The sequence below is a fragment of the Peribacillus sp. GL_122 genome (genome assembly GCF_057835005.1).
The window spans coordinates 716,363-740,542 of sequence record NZ_CM174415.1 but is presented as its reverse complement, the minus strand read 5'-3'; the positions used below and the strand labels follow the sequence as shown (position 1 = coordinate 740,542).

Sequence of the window (24,180 nt, the reverse complement as noted above, 5' to 3'; positions counted from 1 at the left end):
CCCCAGCATAGCTTATCATGTTTTACAAACACTTCCGTTTACGGGTAAAATGAAACTAATTTTAAACGAGGATAACAGGTGACGCAATGGATATTAAACATTTGCAATACTTTATAGAGGTAACCAATTTCAATAGCTTCACTCGTGCTGCCGACCATCTATTCATTACCCAGCCGACCATCAGCAAAATGATTAAAAACCTGGAAACCGAGCTAGGTGTTGAGCTTTTTGATCGTTCACGTAAGCAACTGATCTTGACCGATGCAGGCAGGGTTGTCTTAGAGCAGGCAAAATTGATTGATAAGGCCTTTCACAATTTAGAAACGGAAATGGACAATTTATTAGGTTTAAAAAAGGGACATATACGCATAGGGCTGCCGCCGATCATCGACGCTTCTTTCTTCCCCCGAATTCTTAGCCGTTTTCACGAGGACTATCCCAATATTACCTTTCAATTAGTAGAGGATGGTTCAAAGAAAATAGAAGAATCCGTCCAAAATGACTTAATTGATATAGGAGTAATAGTCCTGCCAACCAACACCGCACATTTTCATCATTTTGCTTTTTTGGAAGAAGACATCAACTTGATTGTTCATCCCACCCATCCGCATGCTTATAAGGAAGAAATCGATTTGGCCGACTTGGAAAACGAATCTTTCATCTTATTCAATAAAGATTACGTCCTTCGTGATCTCATCATTTCATCCTGTAATGAAGCTGGTTTTTCTCCACATATCGTTACTGAAAGCTCACGCTGGGATTTTATTGAGGAAATGGTATACTGTAAACTTGGCGTTGCTCTATTACCGGAAAGTTTATGCCGTCATGATGAGCGCGTAAAGACAATCAAGGTTAAAAACCCCTCCATCAGTTGGAATTTGGGATTTATATGGAGTAAGGACCATTACCTTTCATACGCTGCAAAAGAATGGCTGAAATATACGAGGGAAGCGTTGTCTCATAAGTAGTGAATTATCTAGCATCATTGATGTAAGCACTATCATAGATTTGGGTTATGCACATGATAACATCTAACCATTTTACAAGGCGTTACGGCGGGGGTAGACTAGTATAAGTAAAAAGCACGGTAAATGCTGATGGATTCAATATATTCTAAAAAGGAGATATTCATGATCACTTTATCTAGTGTCGATGAGTTACAGGCAACAGAAGCAGCTCTGGAAAAGATTAAATATTCATACCCCGAACTATTTAATAAACTGCTCCATGTCGTTGCCTTAACACGGGCTCTTCAATTTAAATATCAATTTATGGGCACATTAATCATGGATGAAAACCCTGACGAATACACCCCTGAATTCGTTATGCCCTCCGTTATCGGATTATATATAGAGGAAATTCAAAAGTTAAAGGATGATCCGAATATCCAGGTATTACTTCAGACCTTCTCCCAAATTAAAAATATTGGATATGCCAAAATCAGTATGCTCGTGCTCGGTAAAAGCCCTGAATCGCTTTTAGGCGCTTCATATATCAAATGAAGCCCCCTGATATGCCCCGAAAAAAAAACCTCCCTTAATGGAAGGTTTTTTTCTTTACGTGTAATTAAAGCACTTTACTCAAAAAGGCTTTAGTTCTTTCCTGCTGGGGATTATTAAAAATCTCACTTGGAATATTTTCTTCAATAATATAACCTTCGTCCATGAAAATCACGCGATCTCCAACTTCTTTTGCAAACCCCATCTCATGAGTCACAACAACCATGGTCATGCCTTCCTTAGCCAGTTGCTTCATGACCTCAAGAACTTCACCGACCATTTCCGGATCTAGAGCGGAAGTCGGCTCGTCGAATAGCATGATTTTGGGTTCCATCGCCAACGCCCTGGCAATTGCGACGCGTTGCTTTTGTCCCCCCGATAATGAATCCGGATATGCGTTCGCTTTCTCGGCAAGTCCCACTTTCTTAAGTAGCTCCATCCCTCTTTGGGAAGCCTGTTCTTTGGAGATCTTGCGGACCTTTATAGGCGCAAGCATTATATTCTCAAGAACAGTCTTATGTGGAAATAAGTTAAAATGCTGAAATACCATGCCAACTTCCGTCCGGACTTTATTGATATTGACCTTCTTGTCTGTCGTATCAAGCCCTTCAATGAAAATATGGCCTCCCGTTATCGTTTCAAGTTGATTGATACACCTGAGGAAAGTGGATTTACCCGACCCAGAAGGACCAATCACCACGACTACTTCCCGAGGGGAAACGATTGCATTGATATTTTTCAATACATCATTTTCGCCAAATGACTTCTTTAGATTCTCCACTTTGATCATTCTGTTTTCAACCTTCTTTCGAGTCTATTTAATACGAAACTTAAAATGAGGGTTAGGAATAAATAGATGAAGGCACACGCCAAGTATGGCTCCCACACTTTAAAGTACTGACTCCCCATCGCTTTCCCCCAGTACATCAATTCCGGGGCAGCAATGACACAAAGCAGGGATGAATCCTTCAATAATACAATGAATTCATTTCCTAACGGAGGAATCATTCGTTTGAAAGCTTGGGGCAATACAACATGTATCATTGTTTGGATATGGGTCATTCCCAATGAACGCGCCCCTTCCATTTGCCCTTTATCGATGGATTGAATGCCCGCCCGGAAAATTTCGGCAATATATGCGGCTGCATTTAAAGATAAAGCAATGACACCTGCAGTTACTGCATTCGTTTCCCCAGTGAAAAAGGGCACAATTCCAAAATGGATTAAAAAGATTTGAACTAAAAGCGGTGTTCCGCGAAAAACCGTGACATAACAGTAAAATGGAAAGGCAAGCACTTTGTTTCTCATGAGTTTCCCTAAACCGATAAATAACCCCAAAAAAGTTCCGATGAGAATGGAGGAAACCGACAGCCCTATTGTAAGCAACGTTCCTTTTAATAAGAAAGGAGCATATTCAAAAATAATATCCCAGCGAAAACTCATTTTGTTTCCCTCCTAAGACCAAAAAAACTGCGTAACTTCACACGTAAAGTTACGCAATCTTTTACTATCCCTTTTTTTTATTGTTGTGCTTTCAACGTTTCAATATCTGGATCAGTACCAAACCACTCTTTATAGATTTCTGCATATTTCCCATTTTCATAAATGGCATTCACGGCTTTATCGAACTCCGGTTTCAATTCACTGCCTTTTGGGAACATAAGACCATAAAACTCCTCATTGAAGCTTTTGCTGTCTTCAACGACTTTCAGTTTTTGATCGGGGTTATTTTTCACATATTCTTCAACAACCGTATTATCAGCTACGACAGCCGAAGCTCCGCCTTTTAGTAATTCCTGAATGGCCAGGTTATTGTTTTCGAATTTTTTGATATCCTTGTGATTCTTTCCAAGAAGTTTCTCTACCGCTTCCTGTCCAGTAGTACCAGTCTGTACGGCAATGACGTTTCCTTTCAATTCATCTCCTGATTTTATATCACTATTCTCAGGAACGAGAATCTTGTTTGTGGATAAGAAATACGGAACAGAGAAGTCATAAGATTGTTTTCTTTCGTCATTCACTGTAATCGCAGATATGGCGACATCCGCTCTCTTACCTTCGATTTCAACAAAAATCGGATCCCAACCAACAGTTTCCACTTTAACTTCATAACCCGCTTCTTTTGCAACGGCATTGATGAAATCAACATCGAATCCTACAATCTTATCTCCTTCAAGATATTCAAATGGAGCATAGTTGGCGTCCGTCACGATCCTGAGTGTTTTCCCATTGGACTCTTCTTCTTTACCAGTTGTCGAGACTTCCTTATCCTTCCCGCATCCTGTCAAGACTAGTAACAAAGAAGCAACCATGGCAAACACTAAAAAAGAAACCTTTTTCAAAATAATCCCCTCTTCTCTCTCGTAAACTCTCTTTTTTTTTAAAAAAACAGATAAATCTAACTTTAGAGAACATTCAGTATATTCTTGTAAGAATATTATACGTTTATTTGTTTTTTTATGCAATAAAAAGTCGATAAATAACTTTAGTAAAATAAAATTTTAATCAATTAACTCGGTAAATCAAAAACGCAACTATGCACTAATAGGGAAAGTTGCACCCTTTTCCCCTTTACTCGAATTAATGGATATTATATTGAAAACAGTTAGCGCCATCTTTCAAAAGGTTTAATTGAACAAAAATAAGCAGCGGCCATATTAGCGTGGCCGCTGCTCGAATGATTATTATCGGACTTCCATATTCCCCTCTTCAATATCCAACATATCCAACAGGAAAATGAAGATCGGTATCCCGATGATCAATCCCCATATCCCAAGGAAATGCTCGGAAAACAATAGGATGATGAAGGTGAAAAATGTTGGAAGATTTGTTTTTGCCGACATGAATTTCGGATTTAAAATATAGCTTTCAATTGCATGGATCACAACAATCATGATTAATACAGCAATCACTTTGGGCATGCCGCCGATGCTATAGGCAATCATGCTAAGTGGAATGAGGGATATGATGACTCCTGCAACCGGAATCAAACCCAGGAAGAAAATCATGATCCCTAGACCGAGCAACTGCGGGAAGCCAAGGATCCATAAGAAAGTTACCGATAGGACGGCATTCGTAATGGCTATCAAGAACTGGACCTCAATCACCTTTCCGAATGAATTGATGAATTTGACGCCAAAGTGGCTTAAGTTTATAAAGAAAGATTTAAATTTGGCCCGCTTGAATTTAGAAGTGAAGCGAATGATTTTATCTTTTTCCAATAAGAAAAATAGACTGAGCAACATGGAAATGAAAATTTGAAATGCCAGTTTACCGAAATCGGATATATAAAGATAGAGTGTATTCATCTGAGTTTGAAGATCGAGCGGAGATTTCAGCTCGTTCATTATATTAATGGCATATTGAATGACCCTACTATCTGGTGGATGTTGAAAGAAGAAAACGATCTGTGTCACTAATTCCGTGAATTGTAGCGTAATGACCGGTAGATATTTATAAAGAACGATGGCTAAACAAGAAATGACGACTGCATATAAAAAGCTTATAACAACCTTAGAATTGATATGCATCACTTTATTCAGCCGAATCATGATAATTTGCTCCAGCCTTCCCATCAGGAAAGTGAAAACAAATGTGAATAACACGATATTAACCATACTACCGATGCTAATTAAAAAGAGGACTAACACAATTAATGTAATTAACCTTGAAAAACCTTCGCTTTGCAAATACTCTTTTACCACTTACCTATCTCCTAACTACCATTCTGCCGTGATAATTCCTTCTACCTTTCATTTTACACGTAATTGAGGAATTCTACTACAATTACCTTCCATTGACAAGAAAATTATTTGAATGATCAGTAAAACCCATGGTGGAGACGCCGTTAAGACCTTTTCGGAAAATTCGATCTTTTATCCCAAGCCATTTCTGCATGAAAAAACATCTGCCAAATCGGCAGATGCTAATCTTCATCCTTCACATCGATATCTTCGGGGATGGGTTCGTTATAATAATCCGCTAAATCCTTCTTATACTTCTCCATCTGTTCAAGATGCATATTAAACTGATCTTTAAAAATCAAATGCTGCTCACCATCATGAACGGTACGAATTTTATTTTGAACGATCAAACTTTCTATATAAGATTCCGGCATCGATAGATATTCCGCAGTCTCTTTTACTGTCAAGTACATGCCTTCACCCCTTTTCCTCTCTAACTATACTAGATATGAGGCATTATTTGAAGTGCTTGGTTTTTGATTGAAAATCCCTTGCATGACAAGCAAAGGACGAAACCGTTTCAGGGTTTTGGCATGCAACCTCAACAGCTTAATCGAGTTCCGTCAATGGAACATTTTGGTCAAAAAAACTTACAATCACTCCCAATAACATGTAAGATAATGTTAAAGTAATATATCGATATATTTAGAGGAGTGGACAAAAATGACTTTCTTTTATGTCATTCTTGCGGCAATTTTTGCTGTTTTACTGGTCAATTTCGTTAAAGGGCTAAGTGAACCGGCTAAATTAGAACGCTATCAAAATGAATTCCGTAAATACCATGCTGAAACTTTAGATCTGCATGCAACGGAAATCGTTTCAGAAGCATTGATAGAAAAGCTTAATAAAGCACTGGATTTCAATTATATGGAAAAGGTCAATGCTGAATTCCGCCTGAAGCATCCACGGGACTCACAGATAAAGGTCAATCAGGCATGGCGAGAATTGAAGCGCTACTTGATTATGGCTGCAGTGTTTGGAAAAGTTGAAATGTTTAATTCAGTCATCGATGAGTTGTGGCATATCATGCTGAAATATAGACGGGAATATGATGAGTTTTGCCAGGCTTTCATCGGTAGGACCATTCAGCACCATCCTCATTCAGAACCTGTTTTCAAACCCGATGAGCGCACTCTTTTTGACTTTTACTATGTACAGCTATTTACCGTGGATTCCCATTCCATTCAAAAATGGGGCAAATTTTTCAAACATGATAAAGGGCAAACGCTTCTCCGCGATTTTGAAACGTTGGAGCTGGAGCAGTTAAAAGAGAAATATATGCGGAAACCGACAAGTAAGCAAGCCGAACGGACCTTTGAATCTTTCACATCCCAATTTAAAGAAAATCGCCCCATGACAGAATTGAATTGGCGGAAAACGTACGACCAGACGGACTACGCAGCTCCTGCTTATTTCACTTATGCAAGCACCGATGATTTTGACAGTGAATTTAAAGATATTTTCGGGAATGAATCGAACACAGTTTCCTCTGGATCCGGCCATGCCGATCATGGTGGTCATAACGGTTCCCATGACAGCAGTTCTGATTCCTCTTCAAGCTGTTCTTCATGCAGTTCTTGTTCGTCTTGAGCTTCTAAAGCGTTTCAGTTTGTATCCACAAGCATATAAACTTGATAATGGATTGATGAAGCTAAGTTTGTTACTCAATCAATAATATTTTTAATTTTATCTTTTATAAGGAGTTACAACTGATATGGGTGATAATGAGATCCGAAAATTCAGGCCAGTTTTTGTATATGCAAATTTGGAAAGTAAAAAAAAATTAGTGCAAGGTTTAACTGAAGATCGAGTGAAATTAATTCAAGAATTAGAAAAATACAAAAATTCCCTTTCGCCATTTTTAATTAATGTTTTGCAAACTAATATAGATCAGTGGGAAATAGAAATTCATGATTGGCAAGAAGAAATAAAGAATATCGAAGAAGAGAAAGAGAGCTTTTAATTGCTCTCAGTTTGTAGACAAAAAGGGTTCGGAATTTATAAATTCCGAACCCTTTTTGAGATTTCCTTTGAATTTTCGTCCAAGGTTAAGAGATTGGGTATCTGACGCATTTCATTCCTTCTTCATTAATTCCACCGATTGAACCAATTCTTTATCCTTTGTTTATTTTTCTCAAGTACCTCCTTCGATGTCCGGTTGTCTTTTTGTTTTTTCCATTCAAAGAAAGATGCAATTCCGATAAGCAGCCCTCCGCCGATGATTAAATACAGCCACCATGGCATCTCGCCCCACATCGAATTGGTATTCATATAGACATTGAATAAAATGGTCCCGGTTCCAGCGATAAAATAGGATTTGTATTTCATCATGAATCCAAAGAGCATTGCTGCCAATGACACCGTGCCGATAATGAGCGCATCATATAAGGTGTTTCCTGCCATTGCATCAATGATCAAGGCTGAAAACAAGAGGAAAACAATACCACTTTCGATATATTGTGTGATTTTGCCTTTAACAAAGATTTTCCTCAGCAGAGTGGTGCTGACAATGAACAGCGGCAGAATATTCACCTCCTCCTCAAGTACAGCAGGTATCGTGAGCTGATCGACAATGACCCAATACGGATATAAACTGAACAATATCGCTGCAGCCATCTGGGATTTTCTTTCCAGCACCCCTGTAGTCGTGCTTCTCATCAAAATGAAATAGGCCGGAATCAGAAGTGCCACGAAGATTTCCAAAATGAAATGTGCTGGTCCCCCCGTCAAAACATCCATGTTCATGGCAAGAAGAAACAGCAGACCATAGACTCTGTAAAAATCCAATTGAAGTCCTGCCCCGCCTTTATCAAGCAAGCCTTTAAAGAATTTCCTGCTTAGCAGCACCATTATGGCCGTACACCCAAAAAGGAATGCCGCTCCAACGAAAGGCTGTAATGTGTCCGCGTACATGATGATGATCCAATACGGATACAGACTGAGAATTCCCGTTAGCCAAACGTAGATGACCTTTTCTTTTACATCCTTTGTGAAAGTTCCAATCAAGAAGAAGTAAACCGTGATCAAGAGCGAGACGACAACCTGGAGTAACTGGCTTGATGCTTCAGTTACTGGAATTCCCCTATTCATGGCAAGTAAAAACAGCAGGCCATATATCCTGTATGCATCGATGGTAATACCTGTTTCTTCCTTTTTGATTAAACCATCGAAATAACGCCGGCTTAAAAGCAGCATCCCTGACATACAGCCGAAAAGGAACATCAATCCCTTTACAACCGATAGACTGTCGGCATAGCCGACGATGTTCAGGAAGGGATACAGACTGACTAGAGCAGCAATATTGGAATAGATTTTCTTTTCTGGCTTTTCCGCTGTCAAGTTTCTCAGGAAAATGAAATAAGCGGTTAACAGAAGCGATACAAAGACTTGGAGTAACTGATGTTTAGTACCATTAAAAACCTCTACATTCATATCGATCAAAAAGAATAAACCATAGATCCTGAAAGGATCAAAGCTGATGATGCCTGATCCATTTTTATTGAGTAACCATATGGAATACAGTCTGCTTAACAACAACATTCCTGCCATACAGCCAAAAAGAACTGCCAAACTCGTGACGACTGAGAGTGCATGGGCAAAGTCCATGATATTGATGAACGGGAAAAGTCCGATGATGGCCGCTATTCCCGAATAAATGCTTTTTTCTTTCGTATGGATCGTGAATCTTCCCATAATGATGAAGTAGCCAGGCAACAACAGGGAAACAAAAATCCCCAAAATTGCAGAACCTGTATCGCTCATAAACACTTCCAGATTCAAAGTGCATAGATATAACAAGCCAAAAATCCGATAATAATCAATGACTCTCTTCGTTCCCTCTTGGTTGACCAATCCTTTGAAATGGCGTCTGCTAGCCATCACCATCACAGTCATGCATACAAGCAATACGATAATCGCCATAACCAAAGGTAATGTATTTACATACATATTATAGAAGATGAACGCAAGGCTTAGAGGAACCACAACATAGTTCCGCCAATTCCTTTTCATGAGCAGATACCAGGCAAATAAGAACTGTACAGTCATCACTCCTACCCAGACCAGTTCCCTGTTAAGCGGAAAATCCCGGATTGCCGTTTCCAATATGGATATGCTTATCCCTAAATGAATGAATGGAATAAGATAATACTCCATGATTCCTTTCCAATTCTTATTGGAAACCGACCACAGAATGGTTATGAGTCCTGCTGTTATCATCATGGATATTGATGTAATGAACTCTATTTGCCCCACGTTTGCAAAAAATAAATGGACCTGCAGGAAAAGGGCTGAAAACCCTAGGTACGTAAAAACGTATTTTTCCCATTTCACATGTGCCCTTAAAGCACTCAAAATATAAATCAACAGTTGTGCAGCATATAGGAACGGTGAACTTTCCGTATTAACAATGAGCAAATATCCAACGGGAATCGCCAGCAAATTGGCAAGGTGACTTGTATATTGGAAGTACAATTTCCCTTTCCCCGAATATTTCCCAAGCCATTCTCCCAAAAGGAAAAAGATAATAGGACCTAGCAGCACAAACGCAATCTTCAACACCATTGAACTCAAATCAAAAACATCGTAGAGTGAAACATATAGGCTGGCACTTGTAATCACGACAGGCACCCAGAATATGTGCTTCCGATGTATATGGACGGACCAGCCGTTTATTGCCGTAGCTATGGCGATGACTCCGCTTTCCTCCAAAGGTTTCAGTGAATCGAATGGAATCGATACCAAGGAAAGGAAGGAGAGTATCTGTGCGCTATATGCAAAAACAGGAAATAATTTATGATAACCCTTTTTAAATGTGTAAGCTGCACCGATGGAAATCAGTGAAACCCCCATTAAATAGACGCTAAGCGTTATATTTGACCGGACCCACTCTAAACTCTCCAACAAAAATGGATAGAATGCAACCAAAGCCAGTACGAAAGTGATTGGAAATCCGTATATGGCGTTTTCCTTCATATGCTTTGATTCGTCTTTTATATATGTGATTAAGAATAGCCCCGAGATCATGGCGAGCGCGACACTAACTGCAAGCCAATCCATTTCGCTGAATTTAATGGTCAGTATCACTAACATGATCATTGGGGAGATAAGTAAGATACTCTTCTTAAACAGGCTGTACCTTGGGTGACGGTTATATAAATATACTCCAACATATTGAATGGCCTGAAGAACGAAAACAAGATTTAAAATGGTAGACAAAGAGACTGGCAAAGCAAAGAAAAGATAAAGGAACGCTAAGTCGAAAACAACAACAGCCGGGTACGTGAAGCTTGGATTTCTCGAATGAAGGGAAAAATGGACAAGCTGAGCGGATACTATCATGAGCGCGATAAATATTTGCGCATAGTTCTCCTGGTACACCATCGCGTTACTATATAAGAAAACGATCCCGCTCTCAATCAAACTGGTGAACATGAAGTTCTTGGAAAGCTTAGTCATTTTAGATTTAGCCAGATATTTCGATAGCATAGTAAAAATGATTGGTACAAGTGCAAAAGCAATGACCATGTATTCACTTAAAAATGAGTTAAAAACAAAATGGATATATCCATACTTGAAAACGGCGCTAAAAGCCATTTCATAATATTTTTTTTGGAATTTGACCGAAAAAATTAAAAACAACACAGAAAAGACCATCAACGTTAGCGAGTACACCAAGTTACTTGAAAATAACGTCAGGATCACAAAGGCTTCCACGATGATCTTAAACTGGATGAATTGAAAAATGAATGGTTTGAATAACGTTAATGCTTTTTGATTTTTCAATTGCTCGATATTCCATAATAGTATTAAATTAAGAATGCCAATCGCCAAAAACATCCACTCGATAGTCGGCGTCACAAAGGCCAATCCGAAATAGCAGGTAATGCCAAACGTGAATATCGAAATGAAAATGAATATTTTCGACTTAAAGTAGTCAGCAATCTTACAATAAATCGCTAAACAAAGTAATCCCCCAAGAAACCCCAGTAGCCCCCGCCCCCCACCATTAAGTGAAAGGTACTCTCCAAAAATCCGATAATATGAAGCTGATAAAATCGTAATCGGAATGAATAAACCCGCTAGCGTCAGGAATGCAAAAGCTGTCTGTTCAATTTTCAGCTTCGAAGCGATGAAGGCCATTCCTGCAAAAATGACGGATACCATTCCAATGAAGAAAACTTTCAGGACCGCATTCAGATCCCCCCAAGAGGAAGTTGCTAAAATCAACCCGCCGAACAGAAGCAATATGACCCCGGTGAGCAGGATGACCGAGATATTCCGTTCCCTGATTTGCTCAGGTGTTTTCTTCGGCTTTGCCGGTTTTACCTGTTTCTCCCGCTTGATGGCCTGCTTTTGAATAACAGGTTTCCTATCAGTGATCTCCTTGACCGGTTCAAGACTTTCCTCGAAAACTGATTCATTAGTTTCATATGTGGTCTCCTCATCTTTCGTTATCGTTTCTTTCACTCCACTAGATTCACGTAATTTCAATGAAGATTCTTCAATCAGGCTATCTTGTACCCTCACCTCGGCACTTTCACCGATAATCGTTCCATGTCCTTGGATGGATTTCTTTTTTTCATGCCCTAAGCGCTTTTGTTTATGGAGGGCTAATTGGAAATGCCGATTGTATGCCCTGCTAATCCGGATATATTCTGATTTAGGGATGAGCCGCCTTTCCCATAAAACATCCAGTTCTTCTTGGAAAATACGCTTCCTTCTTTCTAATGTCATTTCTTCGTTTGAAGAATCATTCATCCCAAGATTCCCCTTCCTTCAAATAGACCTTCTATCATCTTATGTATATTCTCTTTTCGATAATAACAAAGTTTTTCCATTTTTTATATATTAAGGATGATGCACTGATAAAACAAGGAAGCCAGTGGTGTTCCTCCTGACTCAAAAAAAGAATGACTTCTATTGAAGCCATTCAACGCCTTTCCATTGATTTTAATTTATCCTCGCTCCTGATGATGCACAAATAAACGATCATTGAAATGAAAATCGAGGCGGCTGCCGTGATATAGATGCTCCTATAACCGAAGAGGAAGCTTATTTGCCCGAACACGATGGCACCTATGCCCACTCCAAGATCGAAAAATGAAAAGTATGTTGCATTCGCCATCGCCTTCCGATTGGGTGCCGTCTTTTCAATTGACCATGCCTGCAGCGCTGGCTGGACAGAACCGAATCCAAATCCATAAAGCACTGCCGCAATGTAAAGGACCGCTTCACTCGGCATCCATGCAAGCAGCAGCATCCCAGCCATGATGAGTAATGTTGAAGGCACGAATATGGCTCGATGTCCCCTTCGGTCATATAATCGACCCGCGAATAATCTCGTGACCATAAGGGCCATTGCATATACTAAAAAGTACCACTGAATGCCATCTACACCTTTTTCCGCTGTATATAGGGGAAGGAAGGTTGCAATTCCACCGAATGTAACGGAGATGAAGAAAATGAGCAAAGATGGCTGAAGAGCACTTTTTTCATATATATCAAACCTTTTGGCTCTGACAGCCGCCGAAGGATCACTTTCCACTTTTTGATACCGAATAAGTGATGCTGCAATGATGGCAAACAAACCTAATAATGAACAGATCAAAAACAACTCTTGAAACGGAATGACAGTAACTAGAAAAAGACCCAATGATGGCCCGAATGCAAGTGCTAAGTTACCCGATAATCCATAATACCCCATCCCCTCGCCACGCCGTTTCGCAGGGATTATATCGGAAGCAATCGTTCCTGATGCCGTTGAAGAAAATCCCCATCCGACGCCCTGTACAATCCGCATCATGAATAACAGGCCGATGCTCCCCATAAACCCGAATGAACCCACGGATAATGCAAAAATGGCTAACCCGACAGAAAAAACGATGCGTCTTCCCTTCGTCTCCAATAATCTGCCGGCAATTGGCCGAACAAGCAAGGCCGAAAAAGTGAAGATTCCAAGGACAGCCCCCACCAGGCGGTCGTCACCGCCAAGCTGCTCAACAAACAGCGGGAGGGTCGGCATCGTCATTTGAAACCCCATGAAGATGCACATATTTGCCAAACAGATCATGATGAAATCACGTGTCCAGATTTTATCAGTGCCTCTTACCCGTTCATCCACTAAGCTTTCCCTCATACCCCTTCACCTTCTAATTAAAATAGTCATTGCCAGTTTACTAAAATTGGTTAAAATAAGCGAATGATTTATTTCGTATACCTAAATATATATAAAAATAAAAGTCCAGTATGACACTGGGCCCCCCCCTTCATATCGAAATGCCAATATGTTCGTTTCCGTCCACTTACCTTCCTTACGCAAAAAACGATTTAAGTTCGCCAGGCTTTCTATTCATCATTCTTACAGCGAATTGTTTTAGTTCAAAATTCCATTAAACCACCCAGGTATCAACCATTCTGCTAGTGAGGAATGGTGGTATTGCCCTTGCCCTAGCTTATTGTATCCCTTATCTTTCATCTACCCGCCCGAACGAGTTTCTGTTCTTTTCTTCGCCGTTTATCTTGAAACATTTTTTGATCCGCTTCCATGAATAAGCTATCCATATTCCCTTTGGAATGCGAACGGTAAGCATGCCCGAATGACATACTGATGTGAGGGACTTTTTTTAGGGAGTTTTGCAGAAGGATTTCTTCCTTTAATAATTCACAAAGAGATTCTACTTCTCGCTTGCTTCTATCAATCAGCAGAATGGCAAACTCATCTCCTCCTACTCTCGCTACAACTGCGATGTCCGAGAAAATCCGTTTCAATAGATTGGCCGCTTCTTTAATCAATTCATCCCCTTTCTTATGACCATGCGTATCATTCATAAATTTCAGCTCATCTAGATCACACAATATCATGGCAACCGGAGTGTCAAAATCAAGATTGGATTTGGCAGATATTTTATCGAAAAACTGTCGATTATGGATATTCGTTAATGGGTCATGGGACATTTGATACTCAATATCCTGTATGAATCTCACTCTTTCATCAATATTCCGAATGATTCCTTGAACAGCTACCAATTGCTCTTTTTCATATATAGGTGTAGCATATTCCTCGAACCACCAATAATTCCCCTCGATATCTCTCCAGCGTTGAATGACAGGCTTAGTATAATCAATCCCAACGTATATCTTTTCATTTAGGATATCAAAGTCATCAGGATGAATCCTTTCAAAAGGCGAGGAAGGGTCATTATAGGCTTCTTCCAAGACGCCTTGACCTAGAAGTGTATTGATGGACGGACTTAGATACCTGAACTTGGAACTTGGGATTGATTCGTAGCAGTAGATAAATATCCTTAGAACTTTCCACTATATTAAAAACCTCTTTTTGCTCTTCGAATCCTTTCTTCAGATAGTCCTTTTCCCTTTTCTTGCGAGTGAAGATCATACATTTAAATATATTTAATGACAACTTATTGAATTTCATTCTACAGCCCCCATACTTTGAAGTCATTTTCATTAAAATCTTTTCCTTAGATTTGATGGCGGACTAACACTCATTACTTTTAACATAATTATCCTTTCCATATTATAATTCTAAACAACTAAAAGGAAAAACTATAAATATATTTTCTTAGAAAGGGGACCACTTCCAGCAAATTACCCACTCTATGATAAAATGAAAACAGAAGAACCACTGGCATCTTCTTTATTATCGGAAACTCGTCTATTCCTCTCCAGCCGGTCAGTACTTTGTTCCAACAAATATTGGCTTCTGTTTATCGTTCATTTCTAAATTGGCATTATTATAAAACACCTGCTGCTCATGAAGATGAAATGGCCGCATAATTGAAAAAAGCCGATCACAATTGGATCGGCTTTTTCATGCTTCACTATTTCGTTATCTCGATTTTCCCATTATTCGTTTCCAATTTCACTAAGTTTTCACCTTTGCCAATGACAGTATCGCCCTCATACTTACCAAGGATATCCACTCTCCCATTGTCAACATGAACATCGAAAGTTGTATTTGTCGGTTCATTCTCTGTTTTGATCATGATTTTACCATTATTACTTTCGAAGTCGATCTCCCTATCCAAGTCTTTCGTGACCAATGTAATTTTACCGTTATTCGATGACCCAACCAGTTTTCCCTCCACATTATTAAGATCCACTTTTCCATTAGCAGATTTCACTTCAACTTTTTCGGTTACTATATCATTTAATTCTACCCGGCCATTTTGAGATTTCACATTCAGATTTTCACTTTTCAATCCTGATATTTGCAATTTTCCATTATCGGATTCGACGACAAAGGATTTATAAGATTCATCAGGCACATACACCTTTAAATGTATGGATTGAATATGAAAACCAAAGCTAAAGGTACGTCGATCTTTTAATTGTACCGAAAGCTTCTTCCCTTCCACATCGGCAGTGAAATCCAACTTGGAAACATCCATCCCTTTTGAAACCAATTCTATCCTGGTCTCCTTATCCTTTGTTGGAACGATTTCTACAGTTGCATTGTCCGTGTCGATCTGAATGTCCGTCACGATCTCCGAAATCGTTTTTTCCTCTGTAGTCGTTTCCTTATTTGTCACTTGGGAAAAAGTAAACAGACTTCCTATTACTCCGACCAGTAACAATACAAGTGCAATGATTGATATTTTTTTTACATTAATCATTTTTCAAACCGCCTTTCACAAGGGAAGCGTTAAATTTTAAATAGCGAATAAATCCTTTAGTTAAAGCATTCGTAGCGACAAACATTCCCATGGCAATGAAAATGCCAATCCCGCATAGTCCCAATGCGAAGAAAAGATCGAATAATTGAAAATTGCCTATGGCAAGGTTAAAAAGCACGCCAAACGGAGCAAAAATGAACGCGATCGCCGAAGCCCATCCTGCAATGACAACTCCGATCAATGCTATAAATGGTCCCAAAACGATCACTAAATTAAAGAATCCCAAACCAATGACTGCCCAAACCGCCCGCATTACATTACCTGCAGAAGTCGTTTGTTCGACCTGACCAAGATGATAGGATGCCATCAGTTCCTTGGAAATCTGTCTAGGATTCCCAAGGGATTTGGAGATTTCCTGCTCTGACTTCCCTTCTTCCATTCCAATTTCGAAATACTCTTCGTAATCTTGAAGGATATCTTCCCGTTCCTCTAAGGTAAGTCTGGTTAAAGAGGCATTCAATTGTTTTAAAAATTGTTCTTTATTCATTGGTTCACACCTTCCTTGATTAATTGATTGACCCCATTGGAAAATTCATACCATTCCGTCAGCAGCTCTTGAAGGTATCTCCGGCCTTTGTCCGTTAATTTATAATACTTGCGTGGAGGCCCTTCTGTTGATTCTTGCAAATATGTCGTAAAATACTCCTCCTTCGTCAAGCGTCGTAAAAGTGGATATACCGACCCTTCCGATATTTCAATTTGATCCGAAATCTTTTGTACAAGTTCATATCCATAGCGATCCTGCTTATCCAGTAAGACCAGGACACATAGTTCCAGGACACCTTTCTTAAATTGTACATTCATAGCACCATCACTCCTTCCAAAAGTCTTTTAGTATAGTTCAATAAACAGTACTGAACACCGAACAATACATCTTATGTAAATAATTTACCACATGGTACTATTTATTGCAAGGTACTGAAAATGTTTTTTTTTGTACTACATGCATTCCTATTAGGGTAGAAGAAAATTAACATTATATTCAAAGCTGCAAGAGAATACGATGTATAATAGTAAAATATGGAAGGAGGAGTTAATTTGGCCAACAAAGAAATAACAAAAAAGCAATTCGAATTTCTTGAACATGAATTTAATTACCTTGAAAAGGAAGGAATCATCTCCCAGCAAGAGAAAGTGAGGATGTTAGGTTCCTATGATGTAAAAGGTAATTTGAACTTCATCACTATTCTATTATCCATTGGGGCACTTCTTTTAGGTTTAGGCGTATTGACCTTCGTAGCCAGTAACTGGATCTATTTAAGTAAAGCGGTTAAATTCCTGCTTATCATTGCATGCCTCATCGGAGTGAACTTTGCTGGCGTGAAGGTGCAGGCACGCTTGCCCAAAACGTCACGAAGTCTGCATTATGCAGGTATTCTGATTTTTGGTGCAGGGATTTTTCTAATCGAGCAGATGTTTAACATCAGCATCAATTTCAACAGTTCCTTTTTATTATGGGCGATCGGTACGGTATTCATTGGTTACTATTTGAAGGATGTCTTTGTTCTCCTTTTTACATCTTTCCTGCTTTTCATTTATATTAACGGAAGTATATTCGTTGATGAAACGTCTTATCCGCTTGCCATTCTTATATTTCTACCGGCTTTATACATTCTGTTAAAGAAATTCGATTACCCTAAATATTTGACTTTTTTCATTAACGCTTTAGCCATCAATACAATTGCCTTATTTCTTATGGAATTCGTGCCGAAGCTGGGTTTTGAAAATTCGAATACAATTGTCCTTTCCATTCTGTTTGTATTGGGAATCGTGCTTGCCTATATTCCGGTAAGAGCAAAATTACAGAACATCACACACATACAAGGGCATATCTTACATGGTATTACCGCACTCTTCCTTACCTTTGATTTTTCAATCTGGTTTCCTTTAGCTTATTTCGTTTTTCTGCTTTATCTCATTCTAAAAGGCAGTTTGACCAGCATCGTAATAATATGTGCACTGATTTTCAGATATTACATCTACTCCTTTGACTTCCTGCCAAAATCGCTTACATTCATCATTGGTGGAATCATGCTTATCGGTTTTGGCTTCTTCTTTGAAAATCAACGAAAAAAAGGAGGGGAACTCAATGAGTAATCCATCATTCCGGCCACTCATCGTATTTTCCATTCCAGTCTTGATTCTGTTAGTCTTGGCATTTCCTCCGGTCTGGACAACAATGACAGGAGATGTAATCAAGATCAAAACAGCCCCGGTCGACCCGACTGATTTGTTTAGGGGAAGCTATGTGGCTTTGAAATACGAAATTGAATCAGTTAAGCCGTCACAAGTCGATGACTCGATTAAAACCGGGTTCAATACAAGAAATATGGGTGATTATAAAAAGGTATATGTACGTTTAAAACAAAACACTGATGGACTATACGGTGTCGATTACGTAACGAAAGAAAAACCCGGCAAAGGCGTTTACCTAAAAGGGGAATTGGAAATCCCATATGACCTGCAAAATGCTAAAACCATTCAGATCAGATACGGTCTGGACAATTATTTCGCATCCGAAGAAAAGGCAAAGGAAATGGAGAAGGACGCATTGGCTAATCCTTCAGTGGCCGTCGTAAAAGTTCGTAATGGCAACGTTGTTTTAACCGATATCATCATTGAATGAATGACCCCCGGATATGACCAGCAAAAAGAGCATCGGTTTTTCGATGCTCTTTTTTGCAGGACTTTTTCATATGAACATCAGATTGTTACTTAATAACTCGTTTTGCCCCTATATATTTTTCCTTCCAATACTTATCACTCATTTTGACCACCTTAACCCCTTTAGTGGTGGTCCCGACAAATGTACCATTTCCATAATAGATTCCTACAAAAGAGACCTCCCCTTTCTTACCTGTCGCATAGAAGACTAAATCGCCCGCTTTTAAATCATTTTGCTTCACGGCCTTTCCGGTTTTATACTGTTCCGCACTCGTTCTCGGAATTTTCATTTCCGTTGCGGCATTTTTATATACATACTGGGTAAGACCACTAGCATCAAACCCTTTTGGAGTCGTCCCCCCATATTTATATTTGCTTCCAACCTGCTTCTTTGCCAAAGCGGCAACTTCATCACCATAATTGATAGAGGCTGAAGCATTAGCCGGACTGAAAATGAATGCCATCAATAATGCCCCGATTAAAACTATGGCTGCAAACCATTTTGAAACTGGTAAACTATAACTCATCCTTTTTCCTCCCCAAACTGAAAATGAACCACAATTTTAAATGTATGTTGCATTTCGGTTTTTAGACCAAAATCATTATCCCAAATCATCATCTCTGCCCAAAAAACAAATAACCAGATAACGCCGTTGTGTAACAAGTAACGGTGTTATCTGGTATATTCTACTCTTCAATAGATGAAAGAATAGTGTCCATTACTTAGGCTCCTTGTATTGTCGGGCATTTTCACTGTCGCTTAGACCTTTAGTGGTATGATCGACCACACCGCCGACCCCAAAAAATGTAAGCGCTATGAAGTTAATGATGCCTAAAGCCCCGTTCAATGCATCATCAGTAATGGTAAAGCCTATAGGGGTAATGAAATTATTTATGAACGCAGCAATCATCTGGGCCAATATTAAAAGCCCTGGAATGAGTACCGTGAATATAAACGTAGGATTCTTAAAACGCACTTTCCAGTTGATCATTACTTTTCCCCCTCTCTATCATATTAAGCCCGCTTCATTTAAGAGGGTTGCGGACTTGCTATATATTATGCGGCTTGTCCATCTTACGTTCGGAAATTCCATTCATAATCTATCACGCTAGTTCCCCTAAACAAAAAAAGCCCATCCGAGGATGGACCTTCTCTTAAACTTCAAAGTAGTTTTTTTAAAACACTAGAGAGCGCCTCACTTTAACAAGTAAGTAACAACTTCCTCAAGCTATATATATTCCTCAGCGTGCCCATGATCGAGCGTTCTTAAAACCTGAATATATTAAATGCTGGATTTTTCACACTCCAATTTTTTTCTCCAAAAACAATTTGATCCGTTCAGCAGCTTCTTTCAATCTCTCGGCCGGCTGGACCAAGGCCATCCGGACATACCCTTCCCCTTGCTTCCCAAAAGCATCGCCTGGGACGACCGTAACCCCTGCTTTTTCAATCAATGCATAGGAAAAATCCCGTGATTTCCAGCCAGCAGGAATTTGGGCCCAAATAAACATGGTAGCTGAGGTTTTCGGCACATGCCATCCCCCTTCAGCAAGACCTGATATCAAGGCATCACGTCGGGACTGGTATTCCTTAACTTGTTCTGATAGCAGCGAAAAATTGGAAGTTAGCGCCATCTCGGCAGCTTTTTGGATTGGATAAAAAACCCCATAATCGATGTGTGATTTCAACGTTCCCAGGATGTTCAGCGCCTCTCTATTGCCCACCGCATACCCAATGCGGCAGCCCGCCATATTAAAAGTTTTGGAAAGTGAGTTAAATTCAATCCCCACTTCCTTGGCACCAGGAATGGACATAAAACTAATTTGCGGATGATCATCAAAAATCAACTCTGAATAAGCAAAATCGTGAACCACCATGATCTCGTTCTTTTTCGCAAACGATATGACTTCCGAAAAGAAATCTTCATCAGCAAGGGCGGTGACAGGATTTCCCGGATAACTGATGATCATCATTTTGGTCTTTTTCACTATTTCATCCGGAATAAAGTTGAGCTGCGGCAGGAAGGCATTTTCGGCAGTAAGCGGCATCGGATGAATGATTCCGCCGGCAAGCTCTACACTCGCTTCATAAATTGGATATCCTGGATCTGGCACCAGCACATAATCTCCAGGGTTAATCATCGCCGTTGCCAAGTGTGCAAGGCCATCCTGCGATCCCATCAGTTGGAGGACTTCCCTTTCTGCATCCAGCTCCACTCCATAACGCATCCGATAAAAATAACGGACTGCCTCATTGAATTCAGGCGTACCTTTTAACGTATACCCGTAAGAACTGGGATCCTGCGCATATTTCACAAGCGTATCCACTACAAAATCAGGCGGTGGTAAATCCGGACTTCCTACACTCAAATCGATAACATCCACCCCTCGTTTCATTGCATCCTGCTTGCGGGTCGCCAACTCTGAAAATATTCCTGTTGTGAATCTTCCGACTTTTTCAGATGGAGTCATATTCATTCTACGATTCCCCTCTCTTAATGATTTTCTATCTATCATTATAGCAATCAATCTCGAGTATTTTAAGGATTCATCAGTATCTGTTCCAGAGCCTCATCAAGATGATGGAATTTAAATACATACCCCGCCTTTTCCAGCCTCTCAGGTATGACCCACCTGCTTTTTAATATCAATTCCGTTTCGGTTCCCATAAATAAAGCCCCCATTTCAAGCATGGGTGTTGGACAGGGAAGTCCTATCCTAATATTCATGAGCTTTCTCAAATGAGCCATCAGTTCACGATTTGTAACTGGATGAGGCGATGAACAATTGAACACCCCGCTCAACTCTTGATTCTTTCTCAGAAAAAGGACAATGTTAAATAAATCTTCTATATGTATCCAACTGAATTTCTGATTTCCTGATCCTTGATGGCCTCCCAGTCCGAATTTAACCAAATTCCTATATGGGGTCATCACTCCCCCATCGCCCAATACAATGGCGATCCGTAAAGCAATTTGTCTCGTCTTGGGTAATCGGAAATCGAAAAATGAGAGCTCCCACGCTTTCGCAACATCTACAGAAAAACCTGAACCGATTACACCATCCCCCTCCGTCATTGGTTTATCTTCAGCATGCCTATAAATCGTTGCCGTACTTGAGTTTATCCATAATGAAGGAGGATTTTCACATTGTTCAATCGCCTTACCTAGCATTTCAGTCGTATCAGTTCGTGAATCCAATATTTCTTTCTTATTCTTGGCATTGTAGCGGCAATTGACCGTTTTTCCTGCTAAGTTGATTAACATATCCGAATTATCGATCGTTTCCCTTATTCCTTCTTTATCTTCCCAGCCAGTATGCGGGGTTTGCCTGGAGATGATCCTTACCTCATATCCCAAATTCCTGAAATGCTTTTCAAAGTATTGACCGACAAAACCAGTCCCGCCAGCTAAAACCACTTTCTTCAGCATATAACCAACCCGCTTTCTTTTAGAGTGAATAGGCCGAGCCATAACCAGTTTCAACCTTTTTGTGAATTACTTCACAAGTATACCATCTTATTACAATAATTGGTATCACGAATAAATAACATACGCGTGCAACAATTTGTGAACTTGTCCAGGAAAATAAACTGGTCCTGATTGAATTAAACAGGAGCGATACTTTACATAATAGAAGGAATACGCAAAGATTAATACCTGAACAGATCATTGAATTTTCTATATTTTCAAAATAACCCCATATTCTCAGCGTCCATTCGTGTATAGTTAAAATATACCTGCTAAAAAGGGGAGATAATTATGAAATCGATAGAACTAATCATCTTAAATCTGGAAGAGGTTAGAAGAAGAAACATTAAACTATGGACATCAATACCTAAAAGCACACTCCATTGGAAACCGGACGACAAGGCAATGAGCTGTTTAGAAATGGTTAGACATGTTCTTGATAGTGAGCATTACTATCATTTATCCATTAAAAATCAAGGTAGCCTACAAGTTTATGAATCACCATTTGAAAAACAGCCACTTACCTCTGTTGAAGCGGAATTGAACTTTGCCGAACCTTACAGGCGTGATTTTTTGGAAACAATCATATCCTTCAGCGAGGACGACTTATCCAATATTAAAATCGATCGCTCCGATATGGGATATATCAGGGATTTAGGAGACATGTTGCTAAGAATCGCTTATCATGAGTCTGTACATACTGGTCAATTATTAGACTACTTAAGAACTGCTGGAGTTCCTAGAATTAACGTTTGGGATTAATCACATCATTTTCAAAGGGTGTTTCATAATGGTGAAGCACCCAGACTGTAGGCAAACTCGATGAAAATCGAGTTTGCCTACAGTTTTTTTATTGCTTGTACAATTTGGACGTTGATTTCCGCTCCAGGCACTCGCTTTCCGCGGGCGGTCCGGGAGCCTCCTCGGCGCCTTTGCGCCTGCGGGGTCTCCCCCTGGACGCGCTTTTCCCGCAGGAGTCTCGCACCTTCCGCTCCAATTAACTTAGTTTTAAATTTCAGATATAACCCTTTTGCCTATTCTTTATTGTTCTAAAATAGAATTATTTAAACTTGAGGTGATGAAGATGCTTGCTAAACATGATTCTAGAGATCAACTTGAAATGATTACTTTAAATCAACTGGTGCCGCAGACCGCAAAAGTTTTGTATTGGGACCGATTGTAGCACCTGGAAATTCACATGACAGTCAAATCTTAGAGCCACATGTTGAACAAGTGATTGAGAAAGTTGGAAAACCGGAAGCCGTTGCCGCAGATGCAGCTTGTAAATTCCCTGATGCTCCACTATTATCAAACATTCCAATCGATCACCAAGAAAATGTTTTATGCTAAGAAATTGTGGAAAAGTAATTATAGGAGGGATAAGAAATGATGTTATCTAAAAAACCAGCGGCCAGAATGGTTAGCTCCGTTATTCTAACCGGTTCTCTTTTAGGGGCAGGTGCATCGTTATCAACAGAACCGGTTGAGGCTGCATCCACAATGGATTCCGCCCCTGCCATAGCTAAGGAACACGCTCTTACCACCTTGCATGAAATCTACAACAAAGCTTTTTCAGGAGAAATGCCTTATACTGCCATGGGTTTGAAAATTAATGAAAACACCCAAAAAGATGTATATGAGACATTCGGTTCTCCCCCTGAGCCAAGTAACACAGATGAAACTTTTGACTATTACCATGCAGAAATGGGGCATCCGGGATTTGCATTTGCCTATAACGATGACAAGACCATCTCACAAATCCGATATTTTGGGACAAATGTAGAACGGGACCATAATCTAGGAAGCATCACACCAAAAGTTTTAGGAAAACAGCTCGGCAGTGCTGACGAAATACGCCATATTTCCAGTACGAATGAAATCAACTACATTTACAAGACAGGAAATTATGAACTGCAATTCATTGTCGGTGAAGATCGGACTGTAGATCATATCAATCTACTACAAGCTAAATAATATTTACGGCAAAATAGTCGTTACAGGTTGTAGAGAAAGAAAATTTTCTCTACACCTTTTTTATTTCGAGCCCCTCCCCTTTATTCCCTTTCAATTTCCAAACCACTGTTACCAGAATCGGTCTTTCCATTTA

Annotated in this window: 24 protein-coding genes; 9 read left to right on the top strand and 15 right to left on the bottom strand. The window is 39.7% G+C overall.

The window, feature by feature from the left end:
- Positions 1-86: 86 nt before the first annotated feature.
- On the top strand, positions 87-968 hold the full coding sequence (gene cidR / locus AC3ISB_RS03505; RefSeq protein ID WP_098370600.1) for a cidABC operon transcriptional activator CidR: 882 nt from the start codon (positions 87-89) through the stop codon (positions 966-968).
- Between the two features lie 162 nt (positions 969-1,130).
- Positions 1,131-1,502 (top strand): hypothetical protein, encoded by a 372-nt coding sequence (locus AC3ISB_RS03500; protein ID WP_480339879.1) that lies wholly within the window; start codon positions 1,131-1,133, stop codon positions 1,500-1,502.
- Between the two features lie 64 nt (positions 1,503-1,566).
- Here AC3ISB_RS03500 and AC3ISB_RS03495 read toward each other — a convergent pair whose 3' ends face one another.
- From AC3ISB_RS03495 to AC3ISB_RS03475, 5 genes are all read right to left on the bottom strand, one after another.
- Positions 1,567-2,289 carry an amino acid ABC transporter ATP-binding protein gene (locus AC3ISB_RS03495; protein WP_048685484.1) on the bottom strand — a complete coding sequence of 241 codons (723 nt, stop codon included), beginning with the start codon at positions 2,287-2,289 and terminating at the stop codon, positions 1,567-1,569.
- Positions 2,286-2,942 carry an amino acid ABC transporter permease gene (locus AC3ISB_RS03490; RefSeq protein ID WP_144550567.1) on the bottom strand — a complete coding sequence of 219 codons (657 nt, stop codon included), beginning with the start codon at positions 2,940-2,942 and terminating at the stop codon, positions 2,286-2,288. The genes AC3ISB_RS03495 and AC3ISB_RS03490 overlap by 4 nt, the downstream gene beginning before the upstream one ends.
- Before the next feature lie 77 nt (positions 2,943-3,019).
- On the bottom strand, positions 3,020-3,841 hold the full coding sequence (locus AC3ISB_RS03485) for a basic amino acid ABC transporter substrate-binding protein (RefSeq protein ID WP_098370597.1): 822 nt from the start codon (positions 3,839-3,841) through the stop codon (positions 3,020-3,022).
- A 342-nt stretch (positions 3,842-4,183) separates the two neighbouring features.
- Positions 4,184-5,203, bottom strand: coding sequence for an AI-2E family transporter (locus tag AC3ISB_RS03480; protein WP_260398008.1), 1,020 nt, complete (start codon positions 5,201-5,203; stop codon positions 4,184-4,186).
- 221 nt (positions 5,204-5,424) lie between these two features.
- Positions 5,425-5,655: an excisionase family DNA-binding protein gene (locus AC3ISB_RS03475; protein WP_048687214.1), complete on the bottom strand. Its 231-nt coding sequence runs from the start codon at positions 5,653-5,655 to the stop codon at positions 5,425-5,427.
- 250 nt (positions 5,656-5,905) lie between these two features.
- Here AC3ISB_RS03475 and AC3ISB_RS03470 point away from each other — a divergent pair, with 250 nt between their 5' ends.
- A complete protein-coding gene (locus tag AC3ISB_RS03470; RefSeq protein ID WP_480339878.1) occupies positions 5,906-6,832 on the top strand; it encodes a glycine-rich domain-containing protein in 927 nt (308 codons plus the stop codon).
- Positions 6,833-6,956: 124 nt separating this feature from the next.
- The gene (locus AC3ISB_RS03465) at positions 6,957-7,205 is read left to right on the top strand and encodes a hypothetical protein (RefSeq protein ID WP_489275568.1); all 249 of its coding nucleotides are present in this window, start codon (positions 6,957-6,959) and stop codon (positions 7,203-7,205) included.
- 125 nt (positions 7,206-7,330) lie between these two features.
- Here AC3ISB_RS03465 and AC3ISB_RS03460 read toward each other — a convergent pair whose 3' ends face one another.
- From AC3ISB_RS03460 to AC3ISB_RS03435, 6 genes are all read right to left on the bottom strand, one after another.
- Positions 7,331-12,001, bottom strand: coding sequence for a hypothetical protein (locus tag AC3ISB_RS03460; protein WP_489275567.1), 4,671 nt, complete (start codon positions 11,999-12,001; stop codon positions 7,331-7,333).
- 172 nt (positions 12,002-12,173) lie between these two features.
- Positions 12,174-13,379, bottom strand: a complete 1,206-nt coding sequence (locus tag AC3ISB_RS03455) for an MFS transporter (protein WP_141992597.1) — start codon at positions 13,377-13,379, stop codon at positions 12,174-12,176.
- Between the two features lie 335 nt (positions 13,380-13,714).
- Complete coding sequence (locus tag AC3ISB_RS03450; RefSeq protein ID WP_489275565.1) at positions 13,715-14,458, bottom strand: sensor domain-containing diguanylate cyclase; 744 nt, start codon at positions 14,456-14,458, stop codon at positions 13,715-13,717.
- Between the two features lie 626 nt (positions 14,459-15,084).
- Complete coding sequence (locus tag AC3ISB_RS03445) at positions 15,085-15,879, bottom strand: DUF4097 family beta strand repeat-containing protein (protein WP_489275563.1); 795 nt, start codon at positions 15,877-15,879, stop codon at positions 15,085-15,087.
- Positions 15,872-16,426 carry a DUF1700 domain-containing protein gene (locus AC3ISB_RS03440; RefSeq protein ID WP_489275561.1) on the bottom strand — a complete coding sequence of 185 codons (555 nt, stop codon included), beginning with the start codon at positions 16,424-16,426 and terminating at the stop codon, positions 15,872-15,874. The genes AC3ISB_RS03445 and AC3ISB_RS03440 overlap by 8 nt, the downstream gene beginning before the upstream one ends.
- The gene (locus tag AC3ISB_RS03435) at positions 16,423-16,743 is read right to left on the bottom strand and encodes a PadR family transcriptional regulator (RefSeq protein ID WP_144527963.1); all 321 of its coding nucleotides are present in this window, start codon (positions 16,741-16,743) and stop codon (positions 16,423-16,425) included. The genes AC3ISB_RS03440 and AC3ISB_RS03435 overlap by 4 nt, the downstream gene beginning before the upstream one ends.
- A gap of 234 nt (positions 16,744-16,977) precedes the next feature.
- Here AC3ISB_RS03435 and AC3ISB_RS03430 point away from each other — a divergent pair, with 234 nt between their 5' ends.
- Positions 16,978-18,036, top strand: coding sequence for a DUF2157 domain-containing protein (locus AC3ISB_RS03430; protein ID WP_179891019.1), 1,059 nt, complete (start codon positions 16,978-16,980; stop codon positions 18,034-18,036).
- Entirely contained in the window at positions 18,029-18,565 is a 537-nt protein-coding gene (locus tag AC3ISB_RS03425) for a GDYXXLXY domain-containing protein (protein WP_098370587.1), read from the top strand. The genes AC3ISB_RS03430 and AC3ISB_RS03425 overlap by 8 nt, the downstream gene beginning before the upstream one ends.
- Positions 18,566-18,650: 85 nt before the next feature.
- Here AC3ISB_RS03425 and AC3ISB_RS03420 read toward each other — a convergent pair whose 3' ends face one another.
- The 4 genes from AC3ISB_RS03420 to AC3ISB_RS03405 all read right to left on the bottom strand — a co-directional run bounded on the left by AC3ISB_RS03420 (position 18,651) and on the right by AC3ISB_RS03405 (position 22,034).
- Positions 18,651-19,130 carry a C40 family peptidase gene (locus AC3ISB_RS03420; protein ID WP_098370586.1) on the bottom strand — a complete coding sequence of 160 codons (480 nt, stop codon included), beginning with the start codon at positions 19,128-19,130 and terminating at the stop codon, positions 18,651-18,653.
- A gap of 192 nt (positions 19,131-19,322) precedes the next feature.
- The gene (locus AC3ISB_RS03415; RefSeq protein WP_098370585.1) at positions 19,323-19,595 is read right to left on the bottom strand and encodes a phage holin; all 273 of its coding nucleotides are present in this window, start codon (positions 19,593-19,595) and stop codon (positions 19,323-19,325) included.
- A gap of 307 nt (positions 19,596-19,902) precedes the next feature.
- Positions 19,903-21,081: an LL-diaminopimelate aminotransferase gene (locus AC3ISB_RS03410; protein WP_480339873.1), complete on the bottom strand. Its 1,179-nt coding sequence runs from the start codon at positions 21,079-21,081 to the stop codon at positions 19,903-19,905.
- A gap of 62 nt (positions 21,082-21,143) precedes the next feature.
- Complete coding sequence (locus tag AC3ISB_RS03405; RefSeq protein WP_141992760.1) at positions 21,144-22,034, bottom strand: TIGR01777 family oxidoreductase; 891 nt, start codon at positions 22,032-22,034, stop codon at positions 21,144-21,146.
- A 330-nt stretch (positions 22,035-22,364) separates the two neighbouring features.
- Between AC3ISB_RS03405 and AC3ISB_RS03400 the strand changes: the two genes are divergently transcribed.
- The 3 genes from AC3ISB_RS03400 to AC3ISB_RS03390 all read left to right on the top strand — a co-directional run bounded on the left by AC3ISB_RS03400 (position 22,365) and on the right by AC3ISB_RS03390 (position 24,047).
- Positions 22,365-22,835 (top strand): DinB family protein, encoded by a 471-nt coding sequence (locus tag AC3ISB_RS03400; protein WP_098370582.1) that lies wholly within the window; start codon positions 22,365-22,367, stop codon positions 22,833-22,835.
- A 405-nt stretch (positions 22,836-23,240) separates the two neighbouring features.
- Positions 23,241-23,423, top strand: coding sequence for a hypothetical protein (locus AC3ISB_RS03395; RefSeq protein ID WP_480339872.1), 183 nt, complete (start codon positions 23,241-23,243; stop codon positions 23,421-23,423).
- Positions 23,424-23,459: 36 nt separating this feature from the next.
- On the top strand, positions 23,460-24,047 hold the full coding sequence (locus AC3ISB_RS03390) for a YjgB family protein (RefSeq protein ID WP_286178578.1): 588 nt from the start codon (positions 23,460-23,462) through the stop codon (positions 24,045-24,047).
- Positions 24,048-24,180 lie beyond the last annotated feature (133 nt).

Coding starts and splice junctions, on each gene's coding strand:
- AC3ISB_RS03495 (WP_048685484.1), bottom strand. CDS start 2,289: ATGATCAAAGTGGAGAATCTAAAGAAGTCATTTGGCGAAAATGATGTA.
- AC3ISB_RS03415 (WP_098370585.1), bottom strand. CDS start 19,595: ATGATCAACTGGAAAGTGCGTTTTAAGAATCCTACGTTTATATTCACG.
- AC3ISB_RS03410 (WP_480339873.1), bottom strand. CDS start 21,081: ATGAATATGACTCCATCTGAAAAAGTCGGAAGATTCACAACAGGAATA.
- AC3ISB_RS03500 (WP_480339879.1), top strand. CDS start 1,131: ATGATCACTTTATCTAGTGTCGATGAGTTACAGGCAACAGAAGCAGCT.
- AC3ISB_RS03465 (WP_489275568.1), top strand. CDS start 6,957: ATGGGTGATAATGAGATCCGAAAATTCAGGCCAGTTTTTGTATATGCA.
- AC3ISB_RS03440 (WP_489275561.1), bottom strand. CDS start 16,426: ATGAATAAAGAACAATTTTTAAAACAATTGAATGCCTCTTTAACCAGA.
- AC3ISB_RS03400 (WP_098370582.1), top strand. CDS start 22,365: ATGAAATCGATAGAACTAATCATCTTAAATCTGGAAGAGGTTAGAAGA.
- AC3ISB_RS03435 (WP_144527963.1), bottom strand. CDS start 16,743: ATGAATGTACAATTTAAGAAAGGTGTCCTGGAACTATGTGTCCTGGTC.
- AC3ISB_RS03445 (WP_489275563.1), bottom strand. CDS start 15,879: ATGATTAATGTAAAAAAAATATCAATCATTGCACTTGTATTGTTACTG.
- AC3ISB_RS03470 (WP_480339878.1), top strand. CDS start 5,906: ATGACTTTCTTTTATGTCATTCTTGCGGCAATTTTTGCTGTTTTACTG.
- AC3ISB_RS03405 (WP_141992760.1), bottom strand. CDS start 22,034: ATGCTGAAGAAAGTGGTTTTAGCTGGCGGGACTGGTTTTGTCGGTCAA.
- AC3ISB_RS03490 (WP_144550567.1), bottom strand. CDS start 2,942: ATGAGTTTTCGCTGGGATATTATTTTTGAATATGCTCCTTTCTTATTA.
- AC3ISB_RS03460 (WP_489275567.1), bottom strand. CDS start 12,001: ATGAATGATTCTTCAAACGAAGAAATGACATTAGAAAGAAGGAAGCGT.
- AC3ISB_RS03420 (WP_098370586.1), bottom strand. CDS start 19,130: ATGAGTTATAGTTTACCAGTTTCAAAATGGTTTGCAGCCATAGTTTTA.
- AC3ISB_RS03455 (WP_141992597.1), bottom strand. CDS start 13,379: ATGAGGGAAAGCTTAGTGGATGAACGGGTAAGAGGCACTGATAAAATC.
- AC3ISB_RS03475 (WP_048687214.1), bottom strand. CDS start 5,655: ATGTACTTGACAGTAAAAGAGACTGCGGAATATCTATCGATGCCGGAA.
- cidR (WP_098370600.1), top strand. CDS start 87: ATGGATATTAAACATTTGCAATACTTTATAGAGGTAACCAATTTCAAT.
- AC3ISB_RS03425 (WP_098370587.1), top strand. CDS start 18,029: ATGAGTAATCCATCATTCCGGCCACTCATCGTATTTTCCATTCCAGTC.
- AC3ISB_RS03390 (WP_286178578.1), top strand. CDS start 23,460: ATGATGTTATCTAAAAAACCAGCGGCCAGAATGGTTAGCTCCGTTATT.